We start from the raw sequence: 23,886 nt of genomic DNA, 5'->3' as shown, positions 1-23,886 counted from the left end.
CGGGGGGAGTCGATGCCGCGCATCGACGGGGGGCGGACGGCCCCCCAGCTACGCCAGCCGCTCATGCGCCCACCTGATCTTTGTTCTTCAGGCCCGTGCCCAGATAGGCCTCGATCACCTGTTCATTGGACTTGATCTCGTCGATCGTGCCTTCAGCCAGCTTCTTGCCCTCGGCCATGACGATCACGGGGTCACAAAGGCGCCCGATGAAATCCATGTCATGTTCAATCACGCAGAAGGTATAGCCCTTTTCCTGATTCAGCCGGATGATCGCGTCGCCGATGGTGTTCAGCAGAGTGCGGTTCACGCCCGCGCCGACCTCGTCCAGAAATACGATCTTGGCGTCGACCATCATGGTGCGGCCGAGTTCCAGCAGCTTCTTCTGACCGCCCGACAGGTTGCCCGCCTTTTCATCGGCAACGTGGGTGATGGTCAGGAACTCCAGAACCTCGTCGGCCTTGCGGCGCAGGGCTTCTTCCTCGCGGGCAATCTTGCCGCGCTGGAACCAGCTGTTCCACAGGTTTTCGCCCGTTTGCGCAGGCGGGACCATCATCAGGTTCTCACGCACGGTCATTGAACTGAACTCGTGGGCAATCTGGAACGTCCGAAGCAGCCCCTTGGCGAATAATTCGTGGGGCGGCAGACCGGTGATGTCCTCGCCATCCAAGTAGACTTTGCCCGACGTCGGGGGCAGTGCGCCAGCGATGACGTTAAACAAGGTGGACTTGCCCGCGCCGTTTGGCCCGACCAATCCGGTAATCGACCCTTTGGCAATCTCTAGCGTGGCCCCATCCACCGCGCGAAAGCCGCCGAAATGTCTGTGCAGGTTTTCAACCCGTATCACGGTGTGTTTTCTCCGTGCTTTTTATTCAAGCGTTGGCGCTTTGTCATAAAAGCACAGCCCGGACAAGCCGGGCTGTGCAGTGTAACGTCAGGTCACGTTTAGCGGATGTTCTCGGTCTCGTACGCGCTGCCGGTGATCACATACTCGCGGTAGGTGCCAGCCGCTTCGCCGGGGCCGATCAGTTCGACGTTGGTTGCGCCGACGTAGTCGACGTCACCGCCACTGGCGAGGATCTCGAGCGCTTTGCCAAGTTCGCCGGGCAGGATGGGCTCACCGGGGGCGTTTGCAACGTCCAGCATCTTGGACGCTGCCGCCGCCGAGGTGGCCTCGCCGCCTGCTGCCATCGCCAGAGCGATCAGGGCTGCTGCGTCATAGCTTTCGCGGGTGTAGGCGCCTTCGGGGTTGATGCCTGCGCCCTCAGCCATTGCAGCGAACGCGTTTGTGCCTTCGCCTTCGGACCACGGAACCGCACCGAACGAGCCTTCCATGTCGTCACCCAGATCAGCAACCAGCTGGTCGCCGTACATGCCGTCACCCAGCATGAAGGTGTCGAATGCACCGGTGTCGAGCGCGCCTTGGATCACGCCGCGGCCGCCTTGGTCAGTGTAGCCCAGCACGACCAGAACGTCGCCACCCGCCGAGGCCAAAGCGCCAACTTCGGCCGAGTAGTCAGCCTTGCCATCTTCGTGGGGTGCGTTGATGGTGACGCTGCCGCCGGCTTCTTCGTAGGCTGCGATAAAGCTATCGCTCAGGCCCTTGCCGTAGTCGTTGTTGGTGTAGGTGACGGCGACTTCCTGAATGTCTTTGTCCATCAGGATGTCGGACAGAACGACGCCCTGACGCGCGTCCGACGGTGCGGTGCGGAAGAACAGGTCGTTGTCTTCGACGGTCGACAGACCGGGGCTGGTCGCCGAGGGCGAGACCATGACGATGCCATTGGGCACGGCCACGTTGGTCAGGATCGCGCCGGTTACGCCAGAGCAGTCAGCGCCCATGATCGCGGCCACACCATCCGAGGTGATCAGGCGTTCAGCGGCTGCGGTTGCGCCCGCTGCATCAACACAGGTCGAATCTGCGCGCACAGCCTCGAGCATCTTGCCACCCAGCAGACCGCCGGCATCGTTGATTTCTTTCATCGCGAGTTCGGCCGAGTCTGCCATCGCGGGGGTCAGGGATTCGATAGGCCCGGTAAAGCCCAGAATAACGCCCATTTTGACAGTTTCGCCGTGGCCTTCGGCCATCGCCGCACCTGCGGTCAGAGCGGTGGCCGCAGTGGCCAGCAGAAGCTTTTTCATTGATTTTTCTCCCAGTTGGAACGCGTTGTCCGGTGCGAAGCCTAGGACGGCTTTGTGGAAAAAGAAAGAGGTGAAGCGATGGCAACACCTGACCCGCTGATACACGCAATCGTCAGCCCAGAGACCGTTCAGCCATGCTAGGTCTTACGTAAAGGAGGACACTATGCGCCGATCCATTTTAGCTTTGACGATTTGCCTTGCGGGGGCCGCCCATGCCGCACCCGAGATTAAACCAGTAGCGCGCGGTTTTGATGCGCCATGGGCTGTGGGTTTTCTGCCCGATGGCGGCATTCTGGTCACCGAAAAGGCGGGAGAGCTGATCCTGCTGTCGGGTGGCAGCGCAACGCGCATCGGCGGGTTGCCTCAAATCCGCGAGATCGGGCAGGGCGGGCTATTGGATGTCATGGTCCCGAGGGACTTTGCCCAGAGCCGTGAGATTTTTCTAAGCTACGCCAAGAATTTATCAAGCGGTCAAGGAACGGCGCTGGCGCGGGGTATTCTGGCAGACGGCGCGACCGAGCTCACGGATGTGCGCGACCTGTTTGTGATGACCGCAGGAAGCAGCGGCGGGAACCACTTTGGCAGCCGGATTGTCGAAGCCACCGATGGGAGGCTTTTCATGACGATTGGCGAACGTGGCGATGCGGATCTGGCGCAAGATTTGAACCGTCACAATGGAAGCGTCATTCGGATCAATAGGGACGGCTCGGTTCCAGAGGACAATCCCTTTGTCGGGCAATCGGGGGCACAGCCGGAAATCTACAGTTACGGACATCGTAATCCGCAGGGCGCGGCGCTGGATGCGCTAGGCAATCTGTGGGTGGATGAACACGGCGCGCGGGGTGGCGACGAGATTAACCGGATCAAGCGCGGTGCAAACTACGGTTGGCCGGTCATTTCCTATGGCCGCCACTATAGCGGGGCCAGAATCGGCGAGGGCACTGCCAAAGACGGCATGGAGCAGCCCGAGTTCTACTGGGACCCCTCTATCGCCCCCAGCGGGATGGCAATTTACAGCGGTGCACTGAATGACGAATGGAAGGGCGACTTCCTCGTCGGGTCGCTGAAGTTCGACATGATCGCCCGCGTTGATGCAGACACGATGCAAGAGGTCGAGCGCATCCAGACCCCCGAAACCATGCGCGTGCGCGACGTGGTCGAGGGGCCGGATGGTGCGATCTATTTTCTTTCAGAAATTAACGGAGCGCTCTATCGGCTTGATCCCTAATGATTATTCCAGATCTGCGGGCTCTTCGTTGCGGCGCGTGCCTTGGCTGCCGCGTTCGCGATAGGGCGTGGTTTCGTAGTGCGCGCGATAGCACTTGGAGAAATGCGAGGGGCTGGCAAAGCCGCAGGCCAGCGCCACGTTAATCACGCTCATGTCGGTTTGCATCAGCAGGTTGCGGGCCTTGGACAGTCGCAGTTCCATGTAATAGCGCTTGGGGCTGCGGTTCAGATAGCGGCGGAACAGTCGTTCGAGCTGACGCGTGGACATGCCCACATCCTTGGCGAGAATCGCGGGGCTGATGGGCTCCTCGATATTTTGTTCCATCATCTGGATGACTTGCGACAGCTTCGGGTGGCGCACGCCGATGCGGGTGGGGATCGAAAGGCGCTGGGTGTCGCGGTCGGTCCGGATCGAGCTGTAGATCAGCTGGTCGGCCACTGCGTTCGACAAATCTTCGCCGTGATCGTCTGCAATAATTTTCAGCATCAAGTCGATCGAGGCAGTTCCGCCAGCCGCTGTGATCCGGTTTCCGTCCACTACAAAGACCGATTTGGTCAGATCAACCTCGTCAAACTCTTCGGTGAAGCTGTCCTGATTCTCCCAGTGGATGGTGGCGCGCTTACCATCCAGCAGGCCCGCCTTGGCCAGAACATAAGAGGCCGTGCAAAGGCCGCCGATGGGCGCGCCGCGGCGCGCTTCTTTGCGCAGCCAGTTCAGCAAACGCTTCGTCGTCGACTTCTGAACCTCCACGCCGCCGCACACCAGAATGGTGGAATCGCGGGGCAGGTCCTCTAGGTCGCCATCCAGCTTGAATTCAACTCCAGAAGAGCTGGTAACGGTACCGCCGCCTTCGCCAACGAGCGTCCACGTATAGATTTGCTTATCCGCCATACGGTTGGCAATCCGCAGACCTTCGACCACCGAAGTGAAGGCCATCAGCGTAAAGCGATCCAAAAGGGCAAAGACAAAATGTCTGGGTTTGTTGCCCGCATTTTCGATCGGGATAACGAGTCTTTCCGTCTGGGCCATGCCAGCGCTCCGTCATAGGCGTGGGGCGGACTGGACAGCCGCCGAATTTTGATGAGCCATTTCGACCGGTGTGAAACCTGACGTCAAGAGGTTACGGCATTTGGTTATGGTCATCAGTCTGTTGGTTATGTATGACGGGTCGACTTTTCACATCTCAAAAGCGGAGAGAGAGATGACCGAGTGGAGCAAATCGACCTGGCGCAACCTGCCCCGAGTGCAGATGCCTGAGTATACCGATTCTGCCGCCCTGGCGGCTGCAGAGGCCAAACTCTCTTCGTATCCACCCTTGGTGTTTGCCGGAGAGGCCCGCAAGCTGAAGGCCGAGCTGGCCAAAGCGGGCCGCGGCGAAGCGTTCCTGCTGCAGGGTGGCGATTGCGCAGAGAGCTTCCAGCAGTTCAGCGCGGACCTGATCCGCGACACCTTCAAGGTAATGCTGCAGATGGCGATGGTTCTGACTTACGGTGCTAAGGTGCCCGTGGTCAAAGTCGGCCGCATGGCGGGCCAGTTTGCGAAGCCGCGCTCGGCCCCGACCGAGGTCAAGGATGGCGTGGAACTGCCGAGCTACCGTGGCGATATCATCAACGATCTGGATTTCACGCCGGAATCGCGCATCCCGAACCCGAACAAGATGCTGGAGGCCTACACTCAGGCGGCGGCGACGCTGAACCTGTTGCGCGCGTTCTCGAGCGGCGGGTACGCCGACGTTAACGAAGTGCACAGCTGGACCCTTGGCTTTACCGAAGGCGAGAAGGCCGAGAAATACCGCGCCATGGCGACCCGCATCAGCGACGCGCTGGACTTCATGAAGGCCGCAGGCGTGGACAGCAGCCAGCAGCACACCCTGCAGAGTGTGGATTTCTACACCAGCCACGAGAGCCTGCTGCTTGAGTACGAAGAAGCGCTGACCCGCGTGGATTCGACCAGCGGCAAATGGCTGGCTGGTTCCGGCCACATGCTGTGGATCGGCGACCGTACCCGTCAGCCTGATGGGGCGCATGTGGAATTCCTTCGCGGCGTTCAGAACCCGATCGGCCTGAAGTGCGGCCCGACCACGACTGCCGAAGATCTGAAGGTGCTGCTGAACAAGCTGAACCCCCAGAACGAAGCGGGCCGTCTGACCCTGATCGCGCGTTTTGGCGCTGGCGCCGTTGGCGATCACCTGCCGCGCCTGATCAAGGCCGTTCAGGAAGAGGGGGCAAACGTCGTTTGGTCCTGTGACCCGATGCACGGAAACACCACCAAATCATCGACCGGCTACAAGACCCGTGCCTTCAACAGCGTGTTGAACGAGGTCAAAGAGTTCTTCGCGATCCACAAGGCCGAGGGCACCATCCCCGGAGGCGTGCATTTCGAGATGACCGGCGCAGACGTGACAGAGTGCACCGGCGGTGTTCGCGCTGTCACCGACGAGGATCTGTCGGATCGCTACCACACCGCTTGCGACCCGCGCCTGAACGCATCGCAATCGCTGGAACTCGCGTTCCTCGTGGCCGAAGAGCTGTCGAAGCGCAATGCAGAGCAGGCAGCCGCCGCGTTGGCGAGTTAAGGTTAAGAGGCGGTCAGTCCGCCCCTCCGTCAATCAATTCGAAACCGGTCCCCAGCGGGGCCGGTTTTTTCGTTCTAGGGGGCAAATCACCGCCGCACAGCGCGTCGGTCGAGGCATGATCCAGCCGGAACCGCTTGGTCGGGCCGCTGCCATCATCGGCCACCAGACAGCCCAGAGCGCGGCTTGCGTCGCCAAGGTCAGAGAGCATCGGCCAGAGCGCCATGCGATAGTTGCCGCTGGCCGACCAGCCCGCAGACAGGGACATGTGCAGGATTGCAGGGCGCTGAAAACACTCTTCGATGAGTCCACTCAGCTGGTCCCGGTAGGGCGGTTCGAACAGCGCTGATAATGGCATCCCACGCAGGTCCATGCTAAGAATGTCGCATAACATACTGCCACAAAGTCGAAATTTAACATGGCCGGTTCCGATGCGCTCTAGCAAAAACACTTTGTCCAAGTGCGCGCTCATGTCTTTGGGTGACAGGTCGCTGCGTTTTGGCAAGGCGCCATCGACCCGAAGACTTTGCCAATGATCCCCGATCTCCTTGAGCGCACTTGGCGGCGCGCCTTTGATGAAATCTGCCAAGCTCAGCACCACTCCCATAGTGCAGCCTCCTGTTCTTCTAATCGTTAATGCAAAGGAACCGAAAACTCTTACGGAAGTTTCGGGGTATTTCCGTCGCTTACGAGGGGAATTTGACAGATTTTCTTTTCAAAATCCCCCCAAAGCTGAAGAAGCGGTTAACGCGCAAAGGGGCCAACCCCTTGCACGCAGGGCTACGGCAGGCATATTGGGCGCCAGAATAAAGGAACGAGCATGAAATCACTTACCGGATACGCCAGCCTCGAGAACCAAGGCGAAGGGCTGCGCTGGCAATGGGAGTTGCGCAGCGTCAACGGCAAGGGTCTGGACCTGCGCATCCGGATACCCGACTGGTGTTCCGCAATGGAAGCTGAGATGCGCAAACGTGTTGGCGCGGAGATCGCGCGGGGCAATGTCACGATCGGCCTGCGCATTTATGCCGATGGCAACGCGCCTGGCACGTCAATCGATACAGAGCATCTGGACCGTACTCTTGATCTGTTGGCGCTGGTCCAAGAGCGTGCCGCGCATCGCGGATTGGCCCTTGGGGCAACCTCAGCTGCGGATGTGCTTGGGATGCGCGGTGTCCTGTCCGAAGATGCACGCAATGACGGGATGACAGATGCCCTGAGTGTGCTCTTGCTCGGTGATTTTGACGTTGCACTACAGGCATTTGTCGACAGCCGTGCCGCCGAAGGCGCCGCGCTGTCTGCGGTGATTACCCGCCATCTGGATGCCATTGCAGAGCAGCTGACCTCGATCCGTGCCATTCTGCCGGCACGGGCCGACGCGCAGGCGGAAGTCTTGCGCGCTGGCATGGCGCGCCTGCTGGAGACAGAGCAACTTGATGCAGGCCGCCTGCACCAAGAGGCTGCCATGCTGGCCGTCAAATCCGATGTGACCGAGGAACTGGACCGTCTGGATGCGCACGTAGCTGCCGCGCGCCAGTTGGTTGCCACTGATGTACCGATTGGCCGGAAGTTCGACTTCCTTTGTCAGGAGTTCAACCGCGAAGCCAACACGCTTTGCTCGAAATCGCAACACAGCGGTCTGACCGAACTGGGGCTTGAGATGAAAGTCACCATCGACCAGATGCGCGAACAAATTCAGAACGTAGAATAATGCCCCACGATACCCGCCGCGGCCTCCTTGTTATCCTGTCCTCGCCTTCGGGTGCGGGCAAATCGACCTTGGCCAAGCGCCTGATGGCGTGGGATCCGACGCTGTCATTTTCGGTCTCTGCGACCACGCGCAAACCGCGCCCGGGTGAAGTGGATGGCAAGGACTATCAGTTCGTGACCGAGACCGACTTCAAACACATGGTCACCGACGATGAGATGCTAGAGCACGCTCACGTGTTCGGGAACTTCTACGGCTCTCCCAAGGGCCCTGTGCAGTCTGCGATTGACGACGGCAATGACGTGCTGTTCGACATCGATTGGCAGGGCGCGCAGCAAATTCGAAACTCGGCGCTGGGGCAGCACACGCTGTCGATCTTTATCCTGCCGCCGTCGATCCCTGAATTGCACCGCCGCCTGATCAGCCGCAATCAGGACGACGCCGACACCATTACCAAGCGCATGAAGAAAAGCTGGGACGAGATCAGCCACTGGGGCAGTTACGACTATGTGCTGGTGAACGACGATCTGGATAAGACCGAAGAAATGCTGAAGTCGATCCTGACCGCCACCCGCCTGCGCCGCTTGCAACAGCCCGGTCTGGTCAAACACGTCCGCGCCCTTCAGGACCAATTCGAGGAGCTCGACATTTGACACTATATGCATTGGACGGAATTTCACCCGAGATTGCCGAAGACACGTGGATCGCCCCTGATGCCAACCTGATTGGCAAGATCGTGGTCGAGGAGGGCGGCTCGGTTTGGTTCGGTTGCACCTTGCGCGGCGATAACGAGGAAATCCGTGTGGGCGCAGGCAGCAACGTGCAGGAAAACTGCGTGCTGCACACCGACATGGGGTACCCGCTGATGATTGGCGAGGGCTGTACCATTGGCCACAAGGCGATGCTGCACGGCTGCACCATTGGGGACAACACTCTGATTGGCATGGGTGCGACGATCCTGAATGGCGCCAAGATCGGGAACAACTGCCTGATCGGGGCAGGGGCTTTGGTCACCGAGAACAAGGTGATCCCCGATGGTTCGCTGGTCATGGGCGCGCCGGGGAAGGTTGTCCGCGAGATGACCCCCGAGGGGATCGAAGGCCTGAAAAAATCCGCCATTGGCTATCAGAACAACATGCGCCGGTTCCGCCAAGGAATGACCAAGATCGACTGATCCAACCGGACCGGGCGGCGCGCGTTGCCCGATCCTTTTGGCGCCAAAGTCCCGCAAGTTGTAGCAAAACCGTTACAATTTCATGCCAAGCAGCGTCGATCACCCCCAATGCAAGGAGCGTCCCAATGGACCTTATGCCCATCAAGACCATGGTTGATGGTCTGCCTTTGGCTGCGATGGTTGTGGATCAAAGCCGTCGCCTGATCTGCTTGAATGCCTTGGCCGAAGAGATTTGGGGGACAGGTCTGTCGGGACGGCATTACGAGGTGGCCCTACGCAATCCGGTTCTGACTGGCGCCATCGCCGAATGTTTCCGCGACCAGAAGACATTTCAGACGCGGATCAGCACCACAATCGGTACGCGCGAGACGACCTTTTCTTTGAAAGTGGCGCTGATTCAGGGCGAGTCTTTCAGCGGGGTTCTGGCGACTTTCGTGGACGTCAGCCCGATGGAAGACGTCGGCCAGATGCGCCGTGATTTTGTGGCGAACGTCAGTCACGAACTCCGGACGCCCCTGACCGCGCTTTTGGGCTTCATCGAAACCCTTCGTGGACCTGCGAAAGACGATGAGCGGGCGCGCGACCGGTTCCTAGGGATCATGGAAACCGAAGCCAGCCGGATGAACCGGCTGGTGCATGACTTGCTGTCTTTGAGCCGCGTCGAGAGCGAAGAGCGCATTCGTCCCGGAGATCAGCTGGACGTCTACGGCAAGCTGCAAACCGTAGTGAAGGCGTTAGGTCCTATCGCCGAGGATAATGGGATCAGAGTGAACCTGATCGCTTCGGAAGAAGAGGTCATGGTGAACGGTGATGCAGATCAACTCTACCAAGTGTTCACGAATCTCATCGAGAACGCGATCAAGTATGGGGGGAGTGGCGGCGACGTCACCGTAACCCTGAGCGTTGTGGACCGTGATCCAGCCGTGCGCGGTCCGGCAGTGCGCATCGAGGTCAAAGATCAGGGGCAGGGAATCGATCCCATTCACATTCCCCGCCTGACAGAGCGATTCTACCGTGTCGACTCGCACCGTTCGCGGGCAATGGGGGGCACGGGCCTTGGGTTGGCGATTGTAAAACACATTATCAACCGACATCGCGGGCGGATGCAGATCGCCAGCGCGTTGGGAGAAGGCTCTACATTTACTGTTACATTACCTAGACTTTAACGTCCTTGAGCTGGTTTTGAGCCACGTTTCCGTATGAAAAATGTTTCAGGTGCATCAAAATATCCATTGAAAACAATATCATAAATATATTTTTGCCCAAAAATAACGCAAAACCTTGGTCTGTCATAAACCTGTTACATAACTGTCGCAAAAGCGTTGTCAGCAATCTTTAGCAAGCGCTTCAAGGTTCACACTTAGTGGGACCGTCTAAGTTTAATCAGGAGCTACCCTATGTCCTTCGTGAAACTGACCGCCTCGACCCTGGCGATCGCCGCTGTTTCCGCCACCGCCGCTGCTGCACGTGACAACGTTCAGGTTGCTGGTTCGTCGACCGTTCTGCCCTACGCTTCGATCGTTGCCGAGGCATTTGGCGAAAACTTCGACTTCCCGACCCCCGTTGTTGAATCGGGCGGTTCGTCGGCAGGCCTGAAGCGCTTCTGTGAAGGCGTTGGCGAGAACACCATCGACGTTGCAAACGCATCGCGCGCCATCCGCGAAAAAGAAGTCAAAGCCTGCGCAGAGAACGGTGTCACCGACATCATCGAAGTTCGCATCGGCTACGACGGCATCGTTTTCGCTTCGCAGATCAACGGCCCTGAGTTCACTGCTTTCGAACCCACCGATTGGTTCAACGCTCTGTCCCCCAAGGTTCTGGTTGACGGCGAACTGGTCGACAACCCCTACACCATGTGGAACGAGTTCAACGCTGAGCTGCCCGCAGCTGAGATCGCAGCGTTCATCCCCGGCACCAAGCACGGCACCCGCGAAGTCTTCGAAGAGAAGGTTCTGGCGGTTGGCTGTGAAGAAACCGGCGCAATGGAAGCAATGATCGCTTCGGGCATGTCGGAAGATGATGCAGAAGACGCGTGTATCGCAGTTCGCACCGACGGTCGCTCGGTTGACATCGACGGTGACTACACCGAGACCCTGGCACGTATCGACAGCAACACCAACGGTGTTGGCGTCTTCGGCCTGGCCTTCTACGAAAACAACACCGATAAGCTGAAAGTAGCGACCATGTCGGGTGTTGCACCTTCGACCGAAACCATCTCGACCGGCGAATACCCCGTGTCGCGCCCGCTGTTCTTCTACGTCAAGAAAGCACACATCGGCGTCATCCCCGGTCTGAAAGAATACGCAGAGTTCTTCGTTTCTGACGAGATCGCTGGTTCCGACGGCCCGCTGTCGAACTACGGCCTGGTTGCTGACCCCGCACTGGCAGACACCCAGTCCAAAGTTGCAAACGAAGAAACCATGTAATTGGTTTTCAGGCGCCCAACTGGACGCCTGATACGAACGAGGAGCGCCGCCGACGGGTCGGCGCTCCTTTCCGATTTTTGGATCCCACGGAGCCGATATGCCCCTTCTTTGGTTAGTGTTGATCGTACTGGCGCTTGGTGTCGTCGGCTACGTTCTTGGCCGACAAAAGGCCATGACAAGTGCCGATGGCGACTCGCGCCACCTGCATTCTCTTCCCTCATATTATGGAACAAACGTAAGCCTTTTCGTTGTCGTCCCAGCGCTTCTGGTGATGGCCGCTTGGCTGATTGTCCAGCCAATCTACATCAACAGCTCAGTCGCGGCAGATCTTCCCCAATCTGCCGTTACGGACAGCAACACGCTTGGGTTGTTCATGAGTGATGTTCGCCGCGTGGCGGATGGCCTGGACGAAGCCGTCGCGCAAGGCGCGATGACTCGTGAATATGCAAACGACCTTCGCGCCGGTTTTACCGATGTCCGCGACCGGCTCGCTGATGTTGGTGTGGCTCTGGGGTCTGACGTAGATGCAAGCACATTGGCTGCAGCGCAGAAGTACCGCTCGCTGAGCGGCACAGGCAACTTGGCGATGACCGTCGTTGTACTGGCGCTCGCGATTGCTGGGTTTGTGTACGCTTACGGCCGCACCCAAAAAGATTTTCGTGCGCGCAATGTGGTGGAGCAATTCATTCGGGCCATTCTGGTTGTCGCGGCGTCGATTGCGATTTTGACCACGGTCGGCATCGTTCTGTCGCTTGTCTTCAACACCATCGAGTTCTTCAAGCTGTATCCAGCCGCGGACTTCTTCTTTGGGACCACTTGGGCGCCTAGCTTTGGCGGCGGTTCTGAATTGGGTGTTTTGCCGCTGCTCTGGGGCACGCTTTACATCTCGGTCATCGCGCTGGCTGTTGCTGTGCCGATCGGGCTGTTCGCTGCGATCTACCTCTCTGAGTATGCAGGTCCCAAAGCACGTGGTTTTGCCAAGCCGCTGATCGAGCTTTTGGCTGGTATTCCGACGATCGTTTACGGTCTTTTCGCGCTGCTGACCGTTGGTCCGCTCTTGGTGAACACCTTCGGCAAAGGTGGCGCGTTGGGGGTCGACTGGATGTCCGGTGCATCTTCGGTGACCACCGCAGGTCTGGTGATGGGCATCATGCTGATCCCCTTTGTCAGCTCGCTGTCCGACGACATCATCAACGCCGTTCCTCAATCCATGCGCGACGGCTCACTGGGTCTTGGCGCGACGAAATCCGAAACCGTCAAGCAAGTGGTTCTGCCCGCAGCTTTGCCCGGCATCGTTGGTGCGATCCTCCTGGCTGCCAGCCGCGCGATTGGTGAAACCATGATCGTGGTGCTTGGGGCAGGAGCCGCGGCCCGCCTGTCCATGAACCCCCTCGAGGCGATGACCACCGTCACCGCCAAGATCGTCAGCCAGTTGACCGGCGACGCGGACTTTGCAAGCCCCGAAGCGCTTGTTGCTTTTGCCCTCGGCATGACCCTGTTCGTCATGACGCTCGGCCTCAATGTCCTCGCGCTGTATATCGTGCGCAAATATCGGGAGCAGTACGAGTAATGACCGACGCGACCAATAACCCCCCGAAATCCTCGATCCTGACCGTCAGCCCGCGCGTCAAAAAGCGCAACGCCTCTGAAGCCCGTTTCAAGATGTACGGCATGGGCGCAATTCTGACTGGTCTGGTGTTCCTGATCATTCTGCTGTCGACCATTCTGTTCAACGGTATCGGCGCCTTCCAACAGACCTTTATCGAAGTGCCTGTCTATCTGGACGAAGCCAAGCTGGACAAGAACGGCAACCGCGACCCTGAAGAAATCAAGAAGGTCTCGACCTTTGGCTACAACCCTCTGATCCAGCAGGCGATCTATGAGAGCATCTCTGCAGAGATGGGGGATAATCCGCTTGAGAAAGCAAGCGCGACCAAGGCGCTGATCTCGGCCAGCGCGGCCGCGCAGGTCCGCGATATGGTGATTTCGAACCCCGACTTGATTGGTCAGACCGTGGACTTCCGCATTCTGGCGGCAAGCCGCGTGGATGGCTACCTGAAGGGCCGCGTGACCCGCGAGAGCATTTCGCGAGACAAGAATATCGACGCTGTTCACCTTGATATCGTCGATGAGTTGCGCGCAGCAGGCGTGGTGAAGCGCGAGTTTAACTGGTCCTTCATTACTGGTGCAGATGCCTCCGAAAGCCGCCCCGAGCAGGCAGGCATGGGCGTGTCCATGCTGGGCTCGCTGTTCATGATGCTGGTGGTGCTGATCCTGTCGCTGCCCATCGGCGTTGCAGCCTCGATCTACCTCGAGGAATTCGCGCCCCAGAACAAATGGACGGACTTGATCGAGGTGAATATCTCGAACCTTGCCGCCGTCCCATCCATCGTGTTCGGTATTCTGGGTCTGGCCGTATTTATCCAGTTCGCCGGTCTGCCGCAGTCTGCCCCTCTGGTCGGTGGTCTGGTTCTGACCCTGATGACCCTGCCAACCATCATCATCTCGACCCGCGCCTCGCTGAAATCGGTGCCGCCGTCGATCCGTGATGCGGCCTTGGGCCTTGGCGCGTCCAAGATGCAGTCGGTGTTCCACCACGTGCTGCCCTTGGCGATGCCCGGCATTCTGACCGGCACCATCATCGGTTTGGCCCAAGCACTCGGTGAAACTGCACCGCTCTTGCTGATCGGTATGGTGGGCTACATCGCGTCGAACTATCCCACGGGGCCGATTGCTGGTTTCATGGACCCGAACTCCGCGATGCCCGCGCAGATCTACGAATGGGCCAAGCGTGCTGACCCCGCATATTACGAACGTGCTTGGGGCGGCATTATCATTCTGCTGGTGTTCCTTATCACGATGAACATCATTGCCATCATCCTTCGCCGACGTTTCGAGCGCCGCTGGTAAGAATAGGATAACGATTATGTACGACAACCCGAATCTGGAGCGTAATGTGGCTCAGCAAGACACCAAAATTTCGGCCCGCAACGTCCAAGTCTTTTACGGCGATACCCACGCTATCAAGGACGTGAACATCGAAATTCCGGCGCGCACGGTCACCGCATTCATCGGCCCGTCGGGCTGCGGCAAGTCCACTTTCCTGCGCTGCCTGAACCGCATGAACGACACCATCGACATCTGCCGTGTCGAGGGTGACATCGAACTGGACGGTGAAAACATCTACGACAAGCGCGTCGATCCCGTGCAGCTGCGCGCCAAGGTTGGCATGGTGTTCCAGAAGCCGAACCCGTTCCCCAAGTCGATCTATGACAACATCGCCTATGGTCCCCGTATTCACGGTTTGGCCAAAAACAAGGCCGATCTGGACGAGATCGTCGAGAAGGCACTGCGCCGCGGCGCCATCTGGAATGAAGTCAAAGACCGTCTGCATGCACCGGGCACCGGTCTCTCGGGCGGCCAGCAGCAGCGTCTGTGCATCGCGCGCGCTGTGGCGACTGAGCCTGAAGTTCTGCTGATGGACGAGCCTTGCTCGGCGCTGGACCCCATCGCCACCAGCCAAGTCGAAGAGCTGATTGACGAGCTGCGCGACCAGTACTCGGTTGTGATCGTCACGCACTCGATGCAGCAGGCGGCGCGTGTCAGCCAGAAAACCGCGTTCTTCCATCTTGGTAACTTGGTCGAGTTTGGTGACACCGGTCAAATCTTTACCAACCCGCAGGACAGCCGCACCGAGTCCTACATCACCGGCCGTATCGGATAAGGATCTCAATGATGACTGACTCTCAACACATCGTATCGTCCTACGATCGCGACCTCGAAGGCGTTCAGGCCCTGATCGTCAAGATGGGCGGCCTCGTTGAAACTGCGATTTTGGACTGCGCCAAAGCGCTTGAGTTGCGCGACGAAGATCTGGCCGAAAAGGTTCGTCAGGGCGATAAAGCCATCGACGCCATGATGGAACAGATCAACGAAGAGACCGCAACCGTGATCGCGCGCCGCGCGCCCGCGGCCAGCGACCTGCGCGTTGTTCTCTCTGTGATGAAGATGAGCAACAACCTTGAACGTATTGGCGATTATGCAAAAAACATCGCCAAGCGGGCAGGGGTCTTGCTTCAGATGACCCCGATCGAGGGCTCGTCCGGCGCGGTCCGCCGCATGGCACGTGAGGTCGAACTGATGCTCAAGGACGCTCTGGATGCCTATATCCAGCGCGATCCCGAGCTCGCTCAGGTCGTCATCAATCGCGACAAAGAAGTCGACCAGATGTACAACGCGCTGTTCCGCGAATTCCTGACCTTTATGATGGAAGACCCGCGTAACATCACGGCTTGCATGCACCTGCATTTCATCGCCAAGAACATCGAGCGTATGGGCGACCACGTGACCGCTTTGGCCGAACAGGTGATCTATGTGAGCACCGGCAAATACCCCGAAGAAGATCGCCCCAAGGCCGACAGCACACCATACGAAGTGCATGGCGATCCGATGGCGAACAACGACGACTAAGGGCTAGATAGATGAGTGCTGAGCAACCCACTGTCTTGGTTGTTGAAGACGAACCGGCGCAACGCGAAGTCTTGACTTACAACCTAGAAGCCGAAGGCTTTCGCGTGATCCGTGCCGAGAACGGCGAAGAGGGTCTGATGGTCGTGGACGAAGATCGTCCGGACTTGATCGTGTTGGACTGGATGATGCCGAATGTGTCTGGCATCGAAGTGTGCCGGCGTTTGAAATCCCGTGCCGACACACGTGACATTCCTGTCATCATGCTCTCTGCGCGCTCTGAAGAGGTGGACCGCGTACGCGGTCTTGAGACTGGCGCTGATGATTACGTGATCAAGCCATACTCTGTGGTCGAACTCATGGCGCGTGTGCGTACCCAGTTGCGCCGCACGCGTCCTTCGACCGTGGGTGTGAAGCTGGAATACGAAGACATCGTTCTGGATGCCGAAACGCACAAAGTCTTTCGCGACGAGAAAACCTTGAAGTTGGGGCCGACAGAGTTCCGTCTGCTGACAACGTTCATGGAAAAGCCGGGGCGTGTCTGGAGCCGCGAGCAGCTCTTGGATCGTGTCTGGGGCCGCGACATCTATGTTGATACGCGCACCGTTGACGTCCACATCGGGCGGCTTCGCAAGGCGCTGTGCCAACACGGCGGCGAAGATCCGGTTCGGACCGTGCGCGGCGCGGGCTATGCGCTTGGTTGATCACAGTTCGGAAACGGTATTAGGCAGGACGGCTTTCGGGCCGTCCTTTCTTTTTGCCAGCGCGCTATCAGCTGGATAACTTTTTTATCTGTATTCGACTGTGCAACCGGATAGCTGTGGGGCCTTAGATCTAATCCGTCTATAGCACCGATAATCAGGATTATGTTAAATAAGTGCTGCGTGGAGTTCAGATCGTTCCATCTGGTCGCAACAAATCACTATTTAAATAAGGACTATTCCTATTTAGCGCGGTGATTGCGTGTGAACGGCCTTGATCACACAACCGTTAGCTCGGTACAACAAGGCACGTTGAATGCCGCCGACTTTCTCAAATTTGTCGCTATCCAGTTTGTAAAATGGCGATCATGCAGGGATTTAGGCGATACAGTGCGGAGCACATCCTCGTGTAAGTTTGATCGCGAGGCCTGAGTGTTCCTTGGTTCTAATTGTTCACTCCCGGGATGGTTCCGGTCATTTGCGAAACGCTTTTTGATCAGATGAATTGCGTTCGGACAGGCCTAGACGTCACGAGACCCGAAAACAAGGTAAGGTTTGCCCGATGATTTCCATGTCATCCCACCTCGAGGCCATCACCGATGCTCAATCCCTAGAGGAGCTTTGGCTGCTGCATTCAGAGCGCATGGCAGACTACGGGTTTGACCGATTGATCTATGGCCTGACTCACTATCGCAGCGGGTACTCTCTGGGAGATCCGAATGACTTCCTGATCCTGACCACGCACCAGCCTGAATACATCGAGCCATTTATCAATGACGGGTTCTATTTTCATGCGCCGATGGTCAAATGGGCATTGGAACACGAAGGCGCCTGCAGCTGGAGCCTGATGGCCGATATGGTTGAAAGCGGCACGCTAACAAACAGTGAGATGCGCGTGGTAGACTTCAATCGAAAGATGGGCGTCAATGCTGGCTACACGATCTCGTTTAAGTCGGTGTCGCAGCGCTCCAAAGGAGCGACCGCGCTGACGGCACGCGATGGCCTGAGCCAAAGAGATGTTGATGCGATCTGGGAGCAGCACGGGCGTGACATTATTTTGGCCAATAACGTGGCCCACCTGAAGATCACCAGCCTGCCCTACACGCCGCCCACGCGCAGCCTGACAAAGCGTCAGCGCGAAGCACTGCAATGGGTCGGAGATGGCAAGACAACGCAGGACATTGCGATCTTGATGGGCCTCACATCCGCTACAGTTGAGAAGCACTTACGTCTTGCTCGTGAATCTCTCAATGTGGAAACAACGGCCCAAGCGGTTCTAAAAGCAGCCTTTCAAAATCAGATGTTCATCTTGGAACAGTGACGCCTGTAACAGTCAGTAAATAAGAGGTTTTTTCGACTTTCTAGCGCAAGGTAGGGAATACCTGACTTAACTGACGTTACGGAAATCTGGCATCAAAAGTATGTTCCGTGAGTGGTGGCTTTGGCCAGGGAACACCGGGTAGAGATGCTAGAGATTGCTAGCCAGCCTGCTTGGGTGGTCGTATAGACCCGTCGGTTTGGGGGAAATTTTCTGCCCCTGATCCGGCATTCGCGCCTCGTATATCCCCATCCCTCGGGGCGTTTTTCTTAGGGCACCGGACTTGTTCCGGTGCCCCTTTTTTTGCCCAAAGTTAGGAGCGATGGCGTACCCTGCCGCGTCAGAAAATGGGGCAATCAGGCAAAGGAAAAGGGGGCGCATACGCACCCCCTGCCCCATAATTCGCGATGTGTCGCGGCTTAGCCGTTGGCCAGCTTCGCAACTTCGGCAGCGTAGTCCTCTTCGACTTTCTCGATGCCTTCGCCAACTTCCATGCGCACGTATGCGACGATGGTTGCGCCAGCTTCTTTGGCCGCTGCTTCGACGGTCAGATCGGGGTTCACAACGAACGCCTGACCCAGCAGGGTGTTTTCCGCGAGGAACTTCTTCATGCGGCCTTCGATCATCTTTTCGATGACCTGCTCGGGCTTGCCCGACTCGCGCGCGATGTCGATCTGAACCTGACGCTCTTTTTCAACGAAAGCTGCGTCCAGCGCATCTTCGTTCAGAGCTGCGGGGTTCGCTGCGGCGATGTGCATGGCAACCTGACGGCCGAATGCTTCGTCGCCGCCGTTCATGGCAACCAGAACACCGATTTTGCCCATGCCGTCTGCAGCTGCGTTGTGCACGTAGGACACGACGTTTTCTGCTTCGACCGACGCCATGCGGCGCAGGGTCATGTTCTCGCCGATTTTTGCGATCTTGTCGGTGATCAAGGTCTCAACGGTTTTGCCGTCGACGTCGGCTGCTTTCAGCGCGTCAACGTCGGAAACGTTGATGGCGGCGCCGGCGATGTCGGTAACCATTGCCTGGAATTCTGCGTTCTTCGCAACAAAGTCGGTCTCGGCGTTGACTTCAACAGCCACACCTTTGCCGCCTTCGACCTTCACAGCGACCAGACCTTCCGCAGCGGTACGGCCCGATTTCTTGGCAGCTTTCGCCAGACCTTTGGTGCGCAGCCAGTCAACAGCGGCGTCCATGTCGCCGTCGGTTTCGGTCAGCGCTTTTTTGGCATCCATCATGCCTGCGCCGGTCATCTCGCGCAGTTCTTTTACCTGTGCTGCAGTGATCGCCATGATAAGGCTCCTCTCAATGTCGGGGTCAACGCCCTGAATAAAGGGCTTGGGCGCGGACTTAACCGCGCCCGATGTCAGTTTTGTAAACGCTTATGCGTTTTCGCCGAGCTCTTCCTCGAGGCCAGCTTCCAGCTCGCCGAGGTCAACGCCAGCAGCACCCAGCTGAGCGGTCATGCCGTCCAGAGCAGCGCGCGACACCAGATCGGTGTACAGTGCGATTGCACGGGCCGCGTCGTCGTTGCCGGGGATGATGTAGTCGATGCCTGCGGGGTTGCAGTTGGTGTCGACGACAGCAACAACAGGGATACCCAGCTTGTTGGCTTCCTGGATGGCCAGCTGCTCTTTTTTCACGTCGATGACGAACAGCAGGTCAGGAACGCCGCCCATCTCGCGGATACCACCGAGCGACGCTTGCAGTTTGGTCTGCTCGCGCTCCATCTGCAGGCGCTCTTTCTTGGTCAGACCTTCGGCGCCGCCTTCCATGGCTTCGTCGATGTTCTTCAGACGCTGGATCGACTGCGAAACAGTTTTCCAGTTGGTCAGAGTGCCGCCGAGCCAGCGGTGGTTCATGTAGTACTGTGCGCACTTTTCAGCAGCGTCTGCAACGGGCTGAGCCGCCTGACGCTTGGTGCCAACGAACAGAACGCGGCCGCCTTTGGCGACAGTATCACGGACGACCTTCAGGGCTTGGTCCAGCATGGGAACAGTCTGGGTCAGGTCGAGAATGTGGATGCCGTTACGCGCACCGTAGATGAACTCGCCCATACGGGGGTTCCAGCGCTGGGTCTGGTGGCCAAAGTGTACGCCTGCTTCAAGCAGTTGGCGCATGGAGAACTCAGGAAGAGCCATGTCCTATATCCTTTCCGGTTTCATGCCTCGGCTGGGGTGAGGGACCATATGGTCCAACCGGCGGACATATGAGGATTTCTCCCTCATAGGCCCAAAAACCCAGCCAGCGGATTTCAGTGCGCGTGCGTTTAAAGGCAAAGGGCCTGATTGACAAGCCCCCTGCCCGATTTAATTGCCTGTTCGCCTTTGATCAGGCCAGAATGGTGCGCTCGAGGAACCAATAGGCCCCGATTAGACCGATAACCGCGCTGGCTGGGATGGCAATATACGCTCGATACCAGGGCTTGGATCCAAACCACAGCCCCACCGCTAGGAAGGCGATGGCGATCACGGTCAGCTGTCCGACCTCGACCCCGACGTTAAAGCCGATAAGCGCGGGAATGAACTGATCCTGCGGCAGGCCAAACTCGCCAAGCACCGAGGCAAAGCCAAGCCCGTGCAGCAGGCCAAAAACGAACACCACCGCGGGACGCCACGGGCTGAACCCCTTGGACAAGATGTTTTCGACCGCGACAAAGGTAATGGAGGCGGCAATCAGTGGCTCTACGATGCTACCGGGCACAGACACCAGCCCCAGTGCGCCAAGCGCCAAGGTGACCGTGTGTGCCAACGTAAAGGCCGAGATTTGCCACAGAAGCGGCCCCATGCGGGTGGACAAGAAGAAGAGCCCCAAGACGAAAAGAATATGGTCGAGTCCTTTGGGCAGGATGTGGTCAAAGCCAACCGGAATATAGCTCAGGAACGCTTGCAGGCCGGTTTGCGCTTGGCCGCCTGCGATTTCGATCGGTTCGCTCGGCGTGCCATCGGTCAGATAGCCGGTATAGGGGTTCTCGACCCCTTGTTGACGGACCACCAGCGCACCGTAACTGGCGGGCCAGTCCACCTGCACGTTGGTGGCACTCGGGGGGAGTTCCGCGGTGATGTGCAATGTGCTGACGCGAGGCAGTTCCAGATCCGGCGTCGGCTCTACCGTTATATCAAGAAGGGTTTCCTGGATCGGTCCAGCGTCAGTGATAATCCGCATATCCTCTGCAAAGCGTGGCCAGATGCGGCGCATCTCGGTCGACAGCTCTGTCGCGGGCAAGGCGCGCAGCCGGTCATATTCGTCAGAGCCATCGGACTCGTTGGTGTCTTCGAGCGCGGCGAGGTCAATGCCTGCAATGAACGCCTCCAGATTGGCGCGGATGTCCAAAGTCACCTGCCCATCGGTTACAGTCAGGTCAGCAATCGCCGGCGTCACCTCATGTGCTTGGGCACCGCTGGCGAGTACGGCACTTGACACCGCAGCGACAAGCCACACCCTGATGGTACCCAAAACGTTGGACCCGAAAATGCGCTTCATCCCAATTACCTCAGTCTGTTTAAGTCTATTCGCCCAAGGGGCCTATGCCCATGAGACATGGCTCGAACCACGAAACTATCAAATCACTTCTGGGCAGACCCTAGAGGCAGACATCCGTAACGGCGAGGGCTTTTCCGGATTTCGTCTGGCCTATATGCCCGCAAAGCAACAGAGGCTGGATTTGGTCATAGATCGCAATGTGTTGCCTGTTGATGGGCGGCTTGGGGATATCCCCGCAGTATCTATGATGCCTTCCGAAGACGGGCTGGCCGTGCTGGCCTACGTGTCGACGCAGAACAAACTAAATTACACTGAGGCCGAGAAGTTCCGGAACTTTTGCACGCACAAAGACTTCCCCGAGGTTTTGGAACAGCACGAAGCGCGCGGTCTGCCTGAAACGGGGTTCTCCGAGGGCTATACCCGGTTTTCCAAGGCTCTGGTCGCGGTTGGGGACGCGCAAGGGGCGGACAGCAACCTAGGGATGGAAATCGAGCTTGTCGCACGCGACAACCCCTATCAGCCGGATTTTGACGGGGTCATGGATGTGGAGCTTTACTATCAGGGCGCACTCCGGCCGGATGCCCAGATCGAGATCTTTGAACGCGCCCCGGACGGCACAGTGAAAATCACGACGACGCGCACTGACGAAAATGGAATTGGCGCAGTTCCGGTCAAACCCGAGCACGTTTATTTGCTGGATTCGGTTGTCATGCGTGAACCAGATGCGGCGACCGCCGAAGCCAACGGAATCGTCTGGGAGAGCCTCTGGGCCGCACTCACCTTTACCGTTCGGTAAAAAATCCTTGCGCCGCGCGGCGTGTATCGGCAAGAGGCCGTTATGACTTCGACACCAGAAATCCTGTGCATCGGCTCCGTGCTGTGGGACATCATCGGCCGGTCGTCTAGCCACATGCGGCAGGGCAGCGATGTGCCGGGCCGTATCATCCGCGTGCCGGGGGGCGTGGCGCTGAATATCGCGATGACCTTGCGCCGTCAGGGAATGACCCCTGCCCTGCTCTCTGCTGTCGGAAATGACCCCGCGGGCCAAGAGCTGCTGGCCGATTGCCGCCGCCGCGGGCTGATTACCGATCACATCTACCTGTCCGAGGATCTACCCACAGATATTTATATGGCGGTCGAAGGCGCAAACGGCCTGATAGCCGCCATCGCGGACGCCCATTCGTTGGAAGAGGCTGGTGACAAGATCCTGCGCCCAATGACGGACGGCACATTGGGCAGCGCTGGCGCGCCGTATGGCGGGTTCATCGCCCTTGATGGCAATCTGACAGAGGCTCTTTTGGCCCAGATCGCGGTCGATCATGTATTTCAGCGGGCCGATCTGCGGGTTGCGCCCGCCTCTCCGGGCAAGGCGACACGGCTTTTGCCCTTGGTCGAGGCTGGCAATGCGACCTTGTATGTGAACCTCGAAGAGGCCGGTTTGCTGTGCCAGACCGAATTTCCAGATGCCGCCGCCGCCGCAGAAGGCATGGTGAAACGCGGCGCGAAACGCGCGCTGGTCACAGACGGCGGGCGCGCATCCGCAGACGGCAGTGCCGAGGGCATCATCACCCGTCAACCGCCCGAAGTCTTGGTGACACGCGTCACCGGCGCGGGCGACAGTTTCATGGCTGCGCACATCGTGGCCGAAGCACGGGGCGCGGACCGAGAGGCGGCGCTCATGGCCGCTCAGGCCGCCGCCGCCGCGCACGTTTCCGGAGAGACCCCCTATGATTGACATCACCTTTTCGCCCGAAGTCGCTGCGGCCAAAGCGGAAAACCGCCCCATCGTCGCGCTGGAAAGCACGATCATCACCCACGGGATGCCCTATCCTCAGAATGTGGAAACCGCGCGCAAGGTCGAGGAAACCATCCGCGAGGCCGGGGCCGTGCCTGCAACCATCGCAGTGATTGGCGGACACATCCACGCGGGTCTGACGGACGCGCAACTCGAAGATCTGGGCCAGACCAAAGACTGCGCCAAGCTGTCCCGCGCAGACATCGCGGCCTGTATTGCTACAGGCGGAACCGGCGCAACCACAGTGGCTGCGACCATGATTTGCGCGCACCTTGCGGGGATCGGTGTCTTTGCGACGGGCGGAATTGGCGGCGTGCATCGCGGCGCTGAAACCAGCTTTGACATCTCGGCGGACCTGAATGAACTGGCGCACACCCCCGTAACCGTTGTCGCGGCGGGCGCCAAAGCCATCCTCGATCTGCCCAAAACACTCGAGGTTCTGGAAACCAACGGTGTGCCGGTGATCGCCTATGGCCAAGACGACTTCCCCGCCTTCTGGTCGCGCAGCAGCGGTATGACTGCGCCCTTGCGCATGGACACCGCCGAAGACATTGCCAACGCGCAGAAAACGCGGATCGCCATGGGCCTGCCTGGCGGCCAATTGGTCGCGAACCCGATCCCCGTCTCTGACGAAATCGCAGCCGAAGAACTGGCTCCCATTATCAGCGCGGCGCTTTCTGAAGCCGAAGCGCAAGGTATCATCGGCAAAGCCGTTACGCCCTTTTTGTTGCAGCGGATTTTTGAACTGACCGAGGGTCGCTCTCTCGAGGCGAACATCGCGCTTGTGCTCAATAATGCCCGTTTGGCTGCCGCGATTGCACGCTCTCTGACAGCGTGATGCGGCTTTTTGCAGGATAGTCGCATTCAGCCGTTGT

General features: G+C 58.5%; 23 protein-coding genes. 16 read left to right on the top strand and 7 right to left on the bottom strand.

Annotated elements, in window-relative coordinates:
* Positions 1-61: 61 nt before the first annotated feature.
* Positions 62-844, bottom strand: coding sequence for an ABC transporter ATP-binding protein (locus tag AB9K37_RS17725; protein ID WP_303962728.1), 783 nt, complete (start codon positions 842-844; stop codon positions 62-64).
* A gap of 98 nt (positions 845-942) precedes the next feature.
* Positions 943-2,139 (bottom strand): ABC transporter substrate-binding protein, encoded by a 1,197-nt coding sequence (locus AB9K37_RS17720; protein WP_369841226.1) that lies wholly within the window; start codon positions 2,137-2,139, stop codon positions 943-945.
* Positions 2,140-2,302: 163 nt separating this feature from the next.
* Here AB9K37_RS17720 and AB9K37_RS17715 point away from each other — a divergent pair, with 163 nt between their 5' ends.
* On the top strand, positions 2,303-3,367 hold the full coding sequence (locus AB9K37_RS17715; protein ID WP_369841223.1) for a PQQ-dependent sugar dehydrogenase: 1,065 nt from the start codon (positions 2,303-2,305) through the stop codon (positions 3,365-3,367).
* 3 nt (positions 3,368-3,370) lie between these two features.
* On the opposite strand, the gene AB9K37_RS17710 is transcribed toward AB9K37_RS17715, so the two are convergent.
* Entirely contained in the window at positions 3,371-4,396 is a 1,026-nt protein-coding gene (locus tag AB9K37_RS17710) for a GlxA family transcriptional regulator (protein WP_369841221.1), read from the bottom strand.
* Between the two features lie 172 nt (positions 4,397-4,568).
* Here AB9K37_RS17710 and AB9K37_RS17705 point away from each other — a divergent pair, with 172 nt between their 5' ends.
* Positions 4,569-5,942, top strand: a complete 1,374-nt coding sequence (locus AB9K37_RS17705) for a class II 3-deoxy-7-phosphoheptulonate synthase (protein ID WP_293707810.1) — start codon at positions 4,569-4,571, stop codon at positions 5,940-5,942.
* A 13-nt stretch (positions 5,943-5,955) separates the two neighbouring features.
* On the opposite strand, the gene AB9K37_RS17700 is transcribed toward AB9K37_RS17705, so the two are convergent.
* On the bottom strand, positions 5,956-6,546 hold the full coding sequence (locus tag AB9K37_RS17700) for a PAS domain-containing protein (protein ID WP_369841218.1): 591 nt from the start codon (positions 6,544-6,546) through the stop codon (positions 5,956-5,958).
* A 213-nt stretch (positions 6,547-6,759) separates the two neighbouring features.
* Between AB9K37_RS17700 and AB9K37_RS17695 the strand changes: the two genes are divergently transcribed.
* The 11 genes from AB9K37_RS17695 (at position 6,760) to AB9K37_RS17645 (ending at position 17,733) form a co-directional block, all read left to right on the top strand.
* Entirely contained in the window at positions 6,760-7,647 is an 888-nt protein-coding gene (locus AB9K37_RS17695; protein ID WP_369841215.1) for a YicC/YloC family endoribonuclease, read from the top strand.
* The gene (gene gmk, locus AB9K37_RS17690; protein ID WP_369841212.1) at positions 7,647-8,297 is read left to right on the top strand and encodes a guanylate kinase; all 651 of its coding nucleotides are present in this window, start codon (positions 7,647-7,649) and stop codon (positions 8,295-8,297) included. The genes AB9K37_RS17695 and gmk overlap by 1 nt, the downstream gene beginning before the upstream one ends.
* Positions 8,294-8,818 carry a gamma carbonic anhydrase family protein gene (locus tag AB9K37_RS17685; RefSeq protein ID WP_369841209.1) on the top strand — a complete coding sequence of 175 codons (525 nt, stop codon included), beginning with the start codon at positions 8,294-8,296 and terminating at the stop codon, positions 8,816-8,818. The genes gmk and AB9K37_RS17685 overlap by 4 nt, the downstream gene beginning before the upstream one ends.
* 125 nt (positions 8,819-8,943) lie before the next feature.
* Positions 8,944-9,984 carry a sensor histidine kinase gene (locus tag AB9K37_RS17680; RefSeq protein ID WP_369841206.1) on the top strand — a complete coding sequence of 347 codons (1,041 nt, stop codon included), beginning with the start codon at positions 8,944-8,946 and terminating at the stop codon, positions 9,982-9,984.
* 231 nt (positions 9,985-10,215) lie between these two features.
* Entirely contained in the window at positions 10,216-11,244 is a 1,029-nt protein-coding gene (locus AB9K37_RS17675) for a substrate-binding domain-containing protein (RefSeq protein ID WP_369841203.1), read from the top strand.
* Positions 11,245-11,341: 97 nt separating this feature from the next.
* Positions 11,342-12,814 (top strand): phosphate ABC transporter permease subunit PstC, encoded by a 1,473-nt coding sequence (gene pstC / locus AB9K37_RS17670; protein ID WP_369841200.1) that lies wholly within the window; start codon positions 11,342-11,344, stop codon positions 12,812-12,814.
* Entirely contained in the window at positions 12,814-14,154 is a 1,341-nt protein-coding gene (pstA, locus tag AB9K37_RS17665; protein WP_369841197.1) for a phosphate ABC transporter permease PstA, read from the top strand. Before pstC ends, pstA begins: the two co-directional genes overlap by 1 nt.
* Before the next feature lie 16 nt (positions 14,155-14,170).
* Positions 14,171-14,968 (top strand): phosphate ABC transporter ATP-binding protein PstB, encoded by a 798-nt coding sequence (pstB, locus tag AB9K37_RS17660; RefSeq protein ID WP_369841194.1) that lies wholly within the window; start codon positions 14,171-14,173, stop codon positions 14,966-14,968.
* A gap of 11 nt (positions 14,969-14,979) precedes the next feature.
* Complete coding sequence (gene phoU, locus AB9K37_RS17655; protein WP_369841191.1) at positions 14,980-15,714, top strand: phosphate signaling complex protein PhoU; 735 nt, start codon at positions 14,980-14,982, stop codon at positions 15,712-15,714.
* Between the two features lie 11 nt (positions 15,715-15,725).
* Positions 15,726-16,415, top strand: coding sequence for a phosphate regulon transcriptional regulator PhoB (phoB, locus tag AB9K37_RS17650; RefSeq protein ID WP_369841188.1), 690 nt, complete (start codon positions 15,726-15,728; stop codon positions 16,413-16,415).
* 559 nt (positions 16,416-16,974) lie between these two features.
* Complete coding sequence (locus tag AB9K37_RS17645; protein ID WP_369841185.1) at positions 16,975-17,733, top strand: LuxR family transcriptional regulator; 759 nt, start codon at positions 16,975-16,977, stop codon at positions 17,731-17,733.
* Between the two features lie 416 nt (positions 17,734-18,149).
* Here AB9K37_RS17645 and tsf read toward each other — a convergent pair whose 3' ends face one another.
* The 3 genes from tsf to AB9K37_RS17630 all read right to left on the bottom strand — a co-directional run bounded on the left by tsf (position 18,150) and on the right by AB9K37_RS17630 (position 21,216).
* Positions 18,150-19,025 (bottom strand): translation elongation factor Ts, encoded by an 876-nt coding sequence (gene tsf / locus AB9K37_RS17640; RefSeq protein WP_293707837.1) that lies wholly within the window; start codon positions 19,023-19,025, stop codon positions 18,150-18,152.
* A 90-nt stretch (positions 19,026-19,115) separates the two neighbouring features.
* Positions 19,116-19,874, bottom strand: coding sequence for a 30S ribosomal protein S2 (gene rpsB / locus AB9K37_RS17635; RefSeq protein ID WP_072706457.1), 759 nt, complete (start codon positions 19,872-19,874; stop codon positions 19,116-19,118).
* A gap of 190 nt (positions 19,875-20,064) precedes the next feature.
* Positions 20,065-21,216: a HupE/UreJ family protein gene (locus tag AB9K37_RS17630; RefSeq protein ID WP_369841182.1), complete on the bottom strand. Its 1,152-nt coding sequence runs from the start codon at positions 21,214-21,216 to the stop codon at positions 20,065-20,067.
* Here AB9K37_RS17630 and AB9K37_RS17625 point away from each other — a divergent pair.
* From AB9K37_RS17625 to AB9K37_RS17615, 3 genes are read left to right on the top strand one after another with little or no spacing between them, the layout of a single operon-like run.
* Complete coding sequence (locus tag AB9K37_RS17625) at positions 21,206-22,012, top strand: DUF4198 domain-containing protein (RefSeq protein WP_369841180.1); 807 nt, start codon at positions 21,206-21,208, stop codon at positions 22,010-22,012. The two genes, AB9K37_RS17630 and AB9K37_RS17625, sit on opposite strands and share 11 nt — an antisense overlap.
* Positions 22,013-22,054: 42 nt before the next feature.
* Positions 22,055-22,951, top strand: coding sequence for a PfkB family carbohydrate kinase (locus AB9K37_RS17620; RefSeq protein ID WP_369841178.1), 897 nt, complete (start codon positions 22,055-22,057; stop codon positions 22,949-22,951).
* The gene (locus AB9K37_RS17615) at positions 22,944-23,849 is read left to right on the top strand and encodes a pseudouridine-5'-phosphate glycosidase (protein ID WP_369841175.1); all 906 of its coding nucleotides are present in this window, start codon (positions 22,944-22,946) and stop codon (positions 23,847-23,849) included. Before AB9K37_RS17620 ends, AB9K37_RS17615 begins: the two co-directional genes overlap by 8 nt.
* The last annotated feature ends 37 nt before the right edge of the window (positions 23,850-23,886 follow it).

The organism is Donghicola sp. XS_ASV15, assembly GCF_041224595.1.
In the GTDB taxonomy this organism is placed as follows: Bacteria; Pseudomonadota; Alphaproteobacteria; order Rhodobacterales; family Rhodobacteraceae; genus Donghicola.
Note: the sequence above shows the minus strand (reverse complement) of the source record. Positions and strands in the feature narration are given on the sequence as shown.

Excerpts from the sequence above, each read along its gene's own strand:
- AB9K37_RS17720 (WP_369841226.1), bottom strand. The coding sequence starts at position 2,139 with ATGAAAAAGCTTCTGCTGGCCACTGCGGCCACCGCTCTGACCGCAGGT.
- AB9K37_RS17715 (WP_369841223.1), top strand. The coding sequence starts at position 2,303 with ATGCGCCGATCCATTTTAGCTTTGACGATTTGCCTTGCGGGGGCCGCC.
- AB9K37_RS17710 (WP_369841221.1), bottom strand. The coding sequence starts at position 4,396 with ATGGCCCAGACGGAAAGACTCGTTATCCCGATCGAAAATGCGGGCAAC.
- AB9K37_RS17705 (WP_293707810.1), top strand. The coding sequence starts at position 4,569 with ATGACCGAGTGGAGCAAATCGACCTGGCGCAACCTGCCCCGAGTGCAG.
- AB9K37_RS17700 (WP_369841218.1), bottom strand. The coding sequence starts at position 6,546 with ATGGGAGTGGTGCTGAGCTTGGCAGATTTCATCAAAGGCGCGCCGCCA.
- AB9K37_RS17695 (WP_369841215.1), top strand. The coding sequence starts at position 6,760 with ATGAAATCACTTACCGGATACGCCAGCCTCGAGAACCAAGGCGAAGGG.
- gmk (WP_369841212.1), top strand. The coding sequence starts at position 7,647 with ATGCCCCACGATACCCGCCGCGGCCTCCTTGTTATCCTGTCCTCGCCT.
- AB9K37_RS17680 (WP_369841206.1), top strand. The coding sequence starts at position 8,944 with ATGGACCTTATGCCCATCAAGACCATGGTTGATGGTCTGCCTTTGGCT.
- AB9K37_RS17675 (WP_369841203.1), top strand. The coding sequence starts at position 10,216 with ATGTCCTTCGTGAAACTGACCGCCTCGACCCTGGCGATCGCCGCTGTT.
- pstC (WP_369841200.1), top strand. The coding sequence starts at position 11,342 with ATGCCCCTTCTTTGGTTAGTGTTGATCGTACTGGCGCTTGGTGTCGTC.
- pstA (WP_369841197.1), top strand. The coding sequence starts at position 12,814 with ATGACCGACGCGACCAATAACCCCCCGAAATCCTCGATCCTGACCGTC.
- pstB (WP_369841194.1), top strand. The coding sequence starts at position 14,171 with ATGTACGACAACCCGAATCTGGAGCGTAATGTGGCTCAGCAAGACACC.
- phoU (WP_369841191.1), top strand. The coding sequence starts at position 14,980 with ATGACTGACTCTCAACACATCGTATCGTCCTACGATCGCGACCTCGAA.
- phoB (WP_369841188.1), top strand. The coding sequence starts at position 15,726 with ATGAGTGCTGAGCAACCCACTGTCTTGGTTGTTGAAGACGAACCGGCG.
- AB9K37_RS17645 (WP_369841185.1), top strand. The coding sequence starts at position 16,975 with ATGATTTCCATGTCATCCCACCTCGAGGCCATCACCGATGCTCAATCC.
- tsf (WP_293707837.1), bottom strand. The coding sequence starts at position 19,025 with ATGGCGATCACTGCAGCACAGGTAAAAGAACTGCGCGAGATGACCGGC.
- rpsB (WP_072706457.1), bottom strand. The coding sequence starts at position 19,874 with ATGGCTCTTCCTGAGTTCTCCATGCGCCAACTGCTTGAAGCAGGCGTA.
- AB9K37_RS17625 (WP_369841180.1), top strand. The coding sequence starts at position 21,206 with ATGCGCTTCATCCCAATTACCTCAGTCTGTTTAAGTCTATTCGCCCAA.
- AB9K37_RS17630 (WP_369841182.1), bottom strand. The coding sequence starts at position 21,216 with ATGAAGCGCATTTTCGGGTCCAACGTTTTGGGTACCATCAGGGTGTGG.
- AB9K37_RS17620 (WP_369841178.1), top strand. The coding sequence starts at position 22,055 with ATGACTTCGACACCAGAAATCCTGTGCATCGGCTCCGTGCTGTGGGAC.
- AB9K37_RS17615 (WP_369841175.1), top strand. The coding sequence starts at position 22,944 with ATGATTGACATCACCTTTTCGCCCGAAGTCGCTGCGGCCAAAGCGGAA.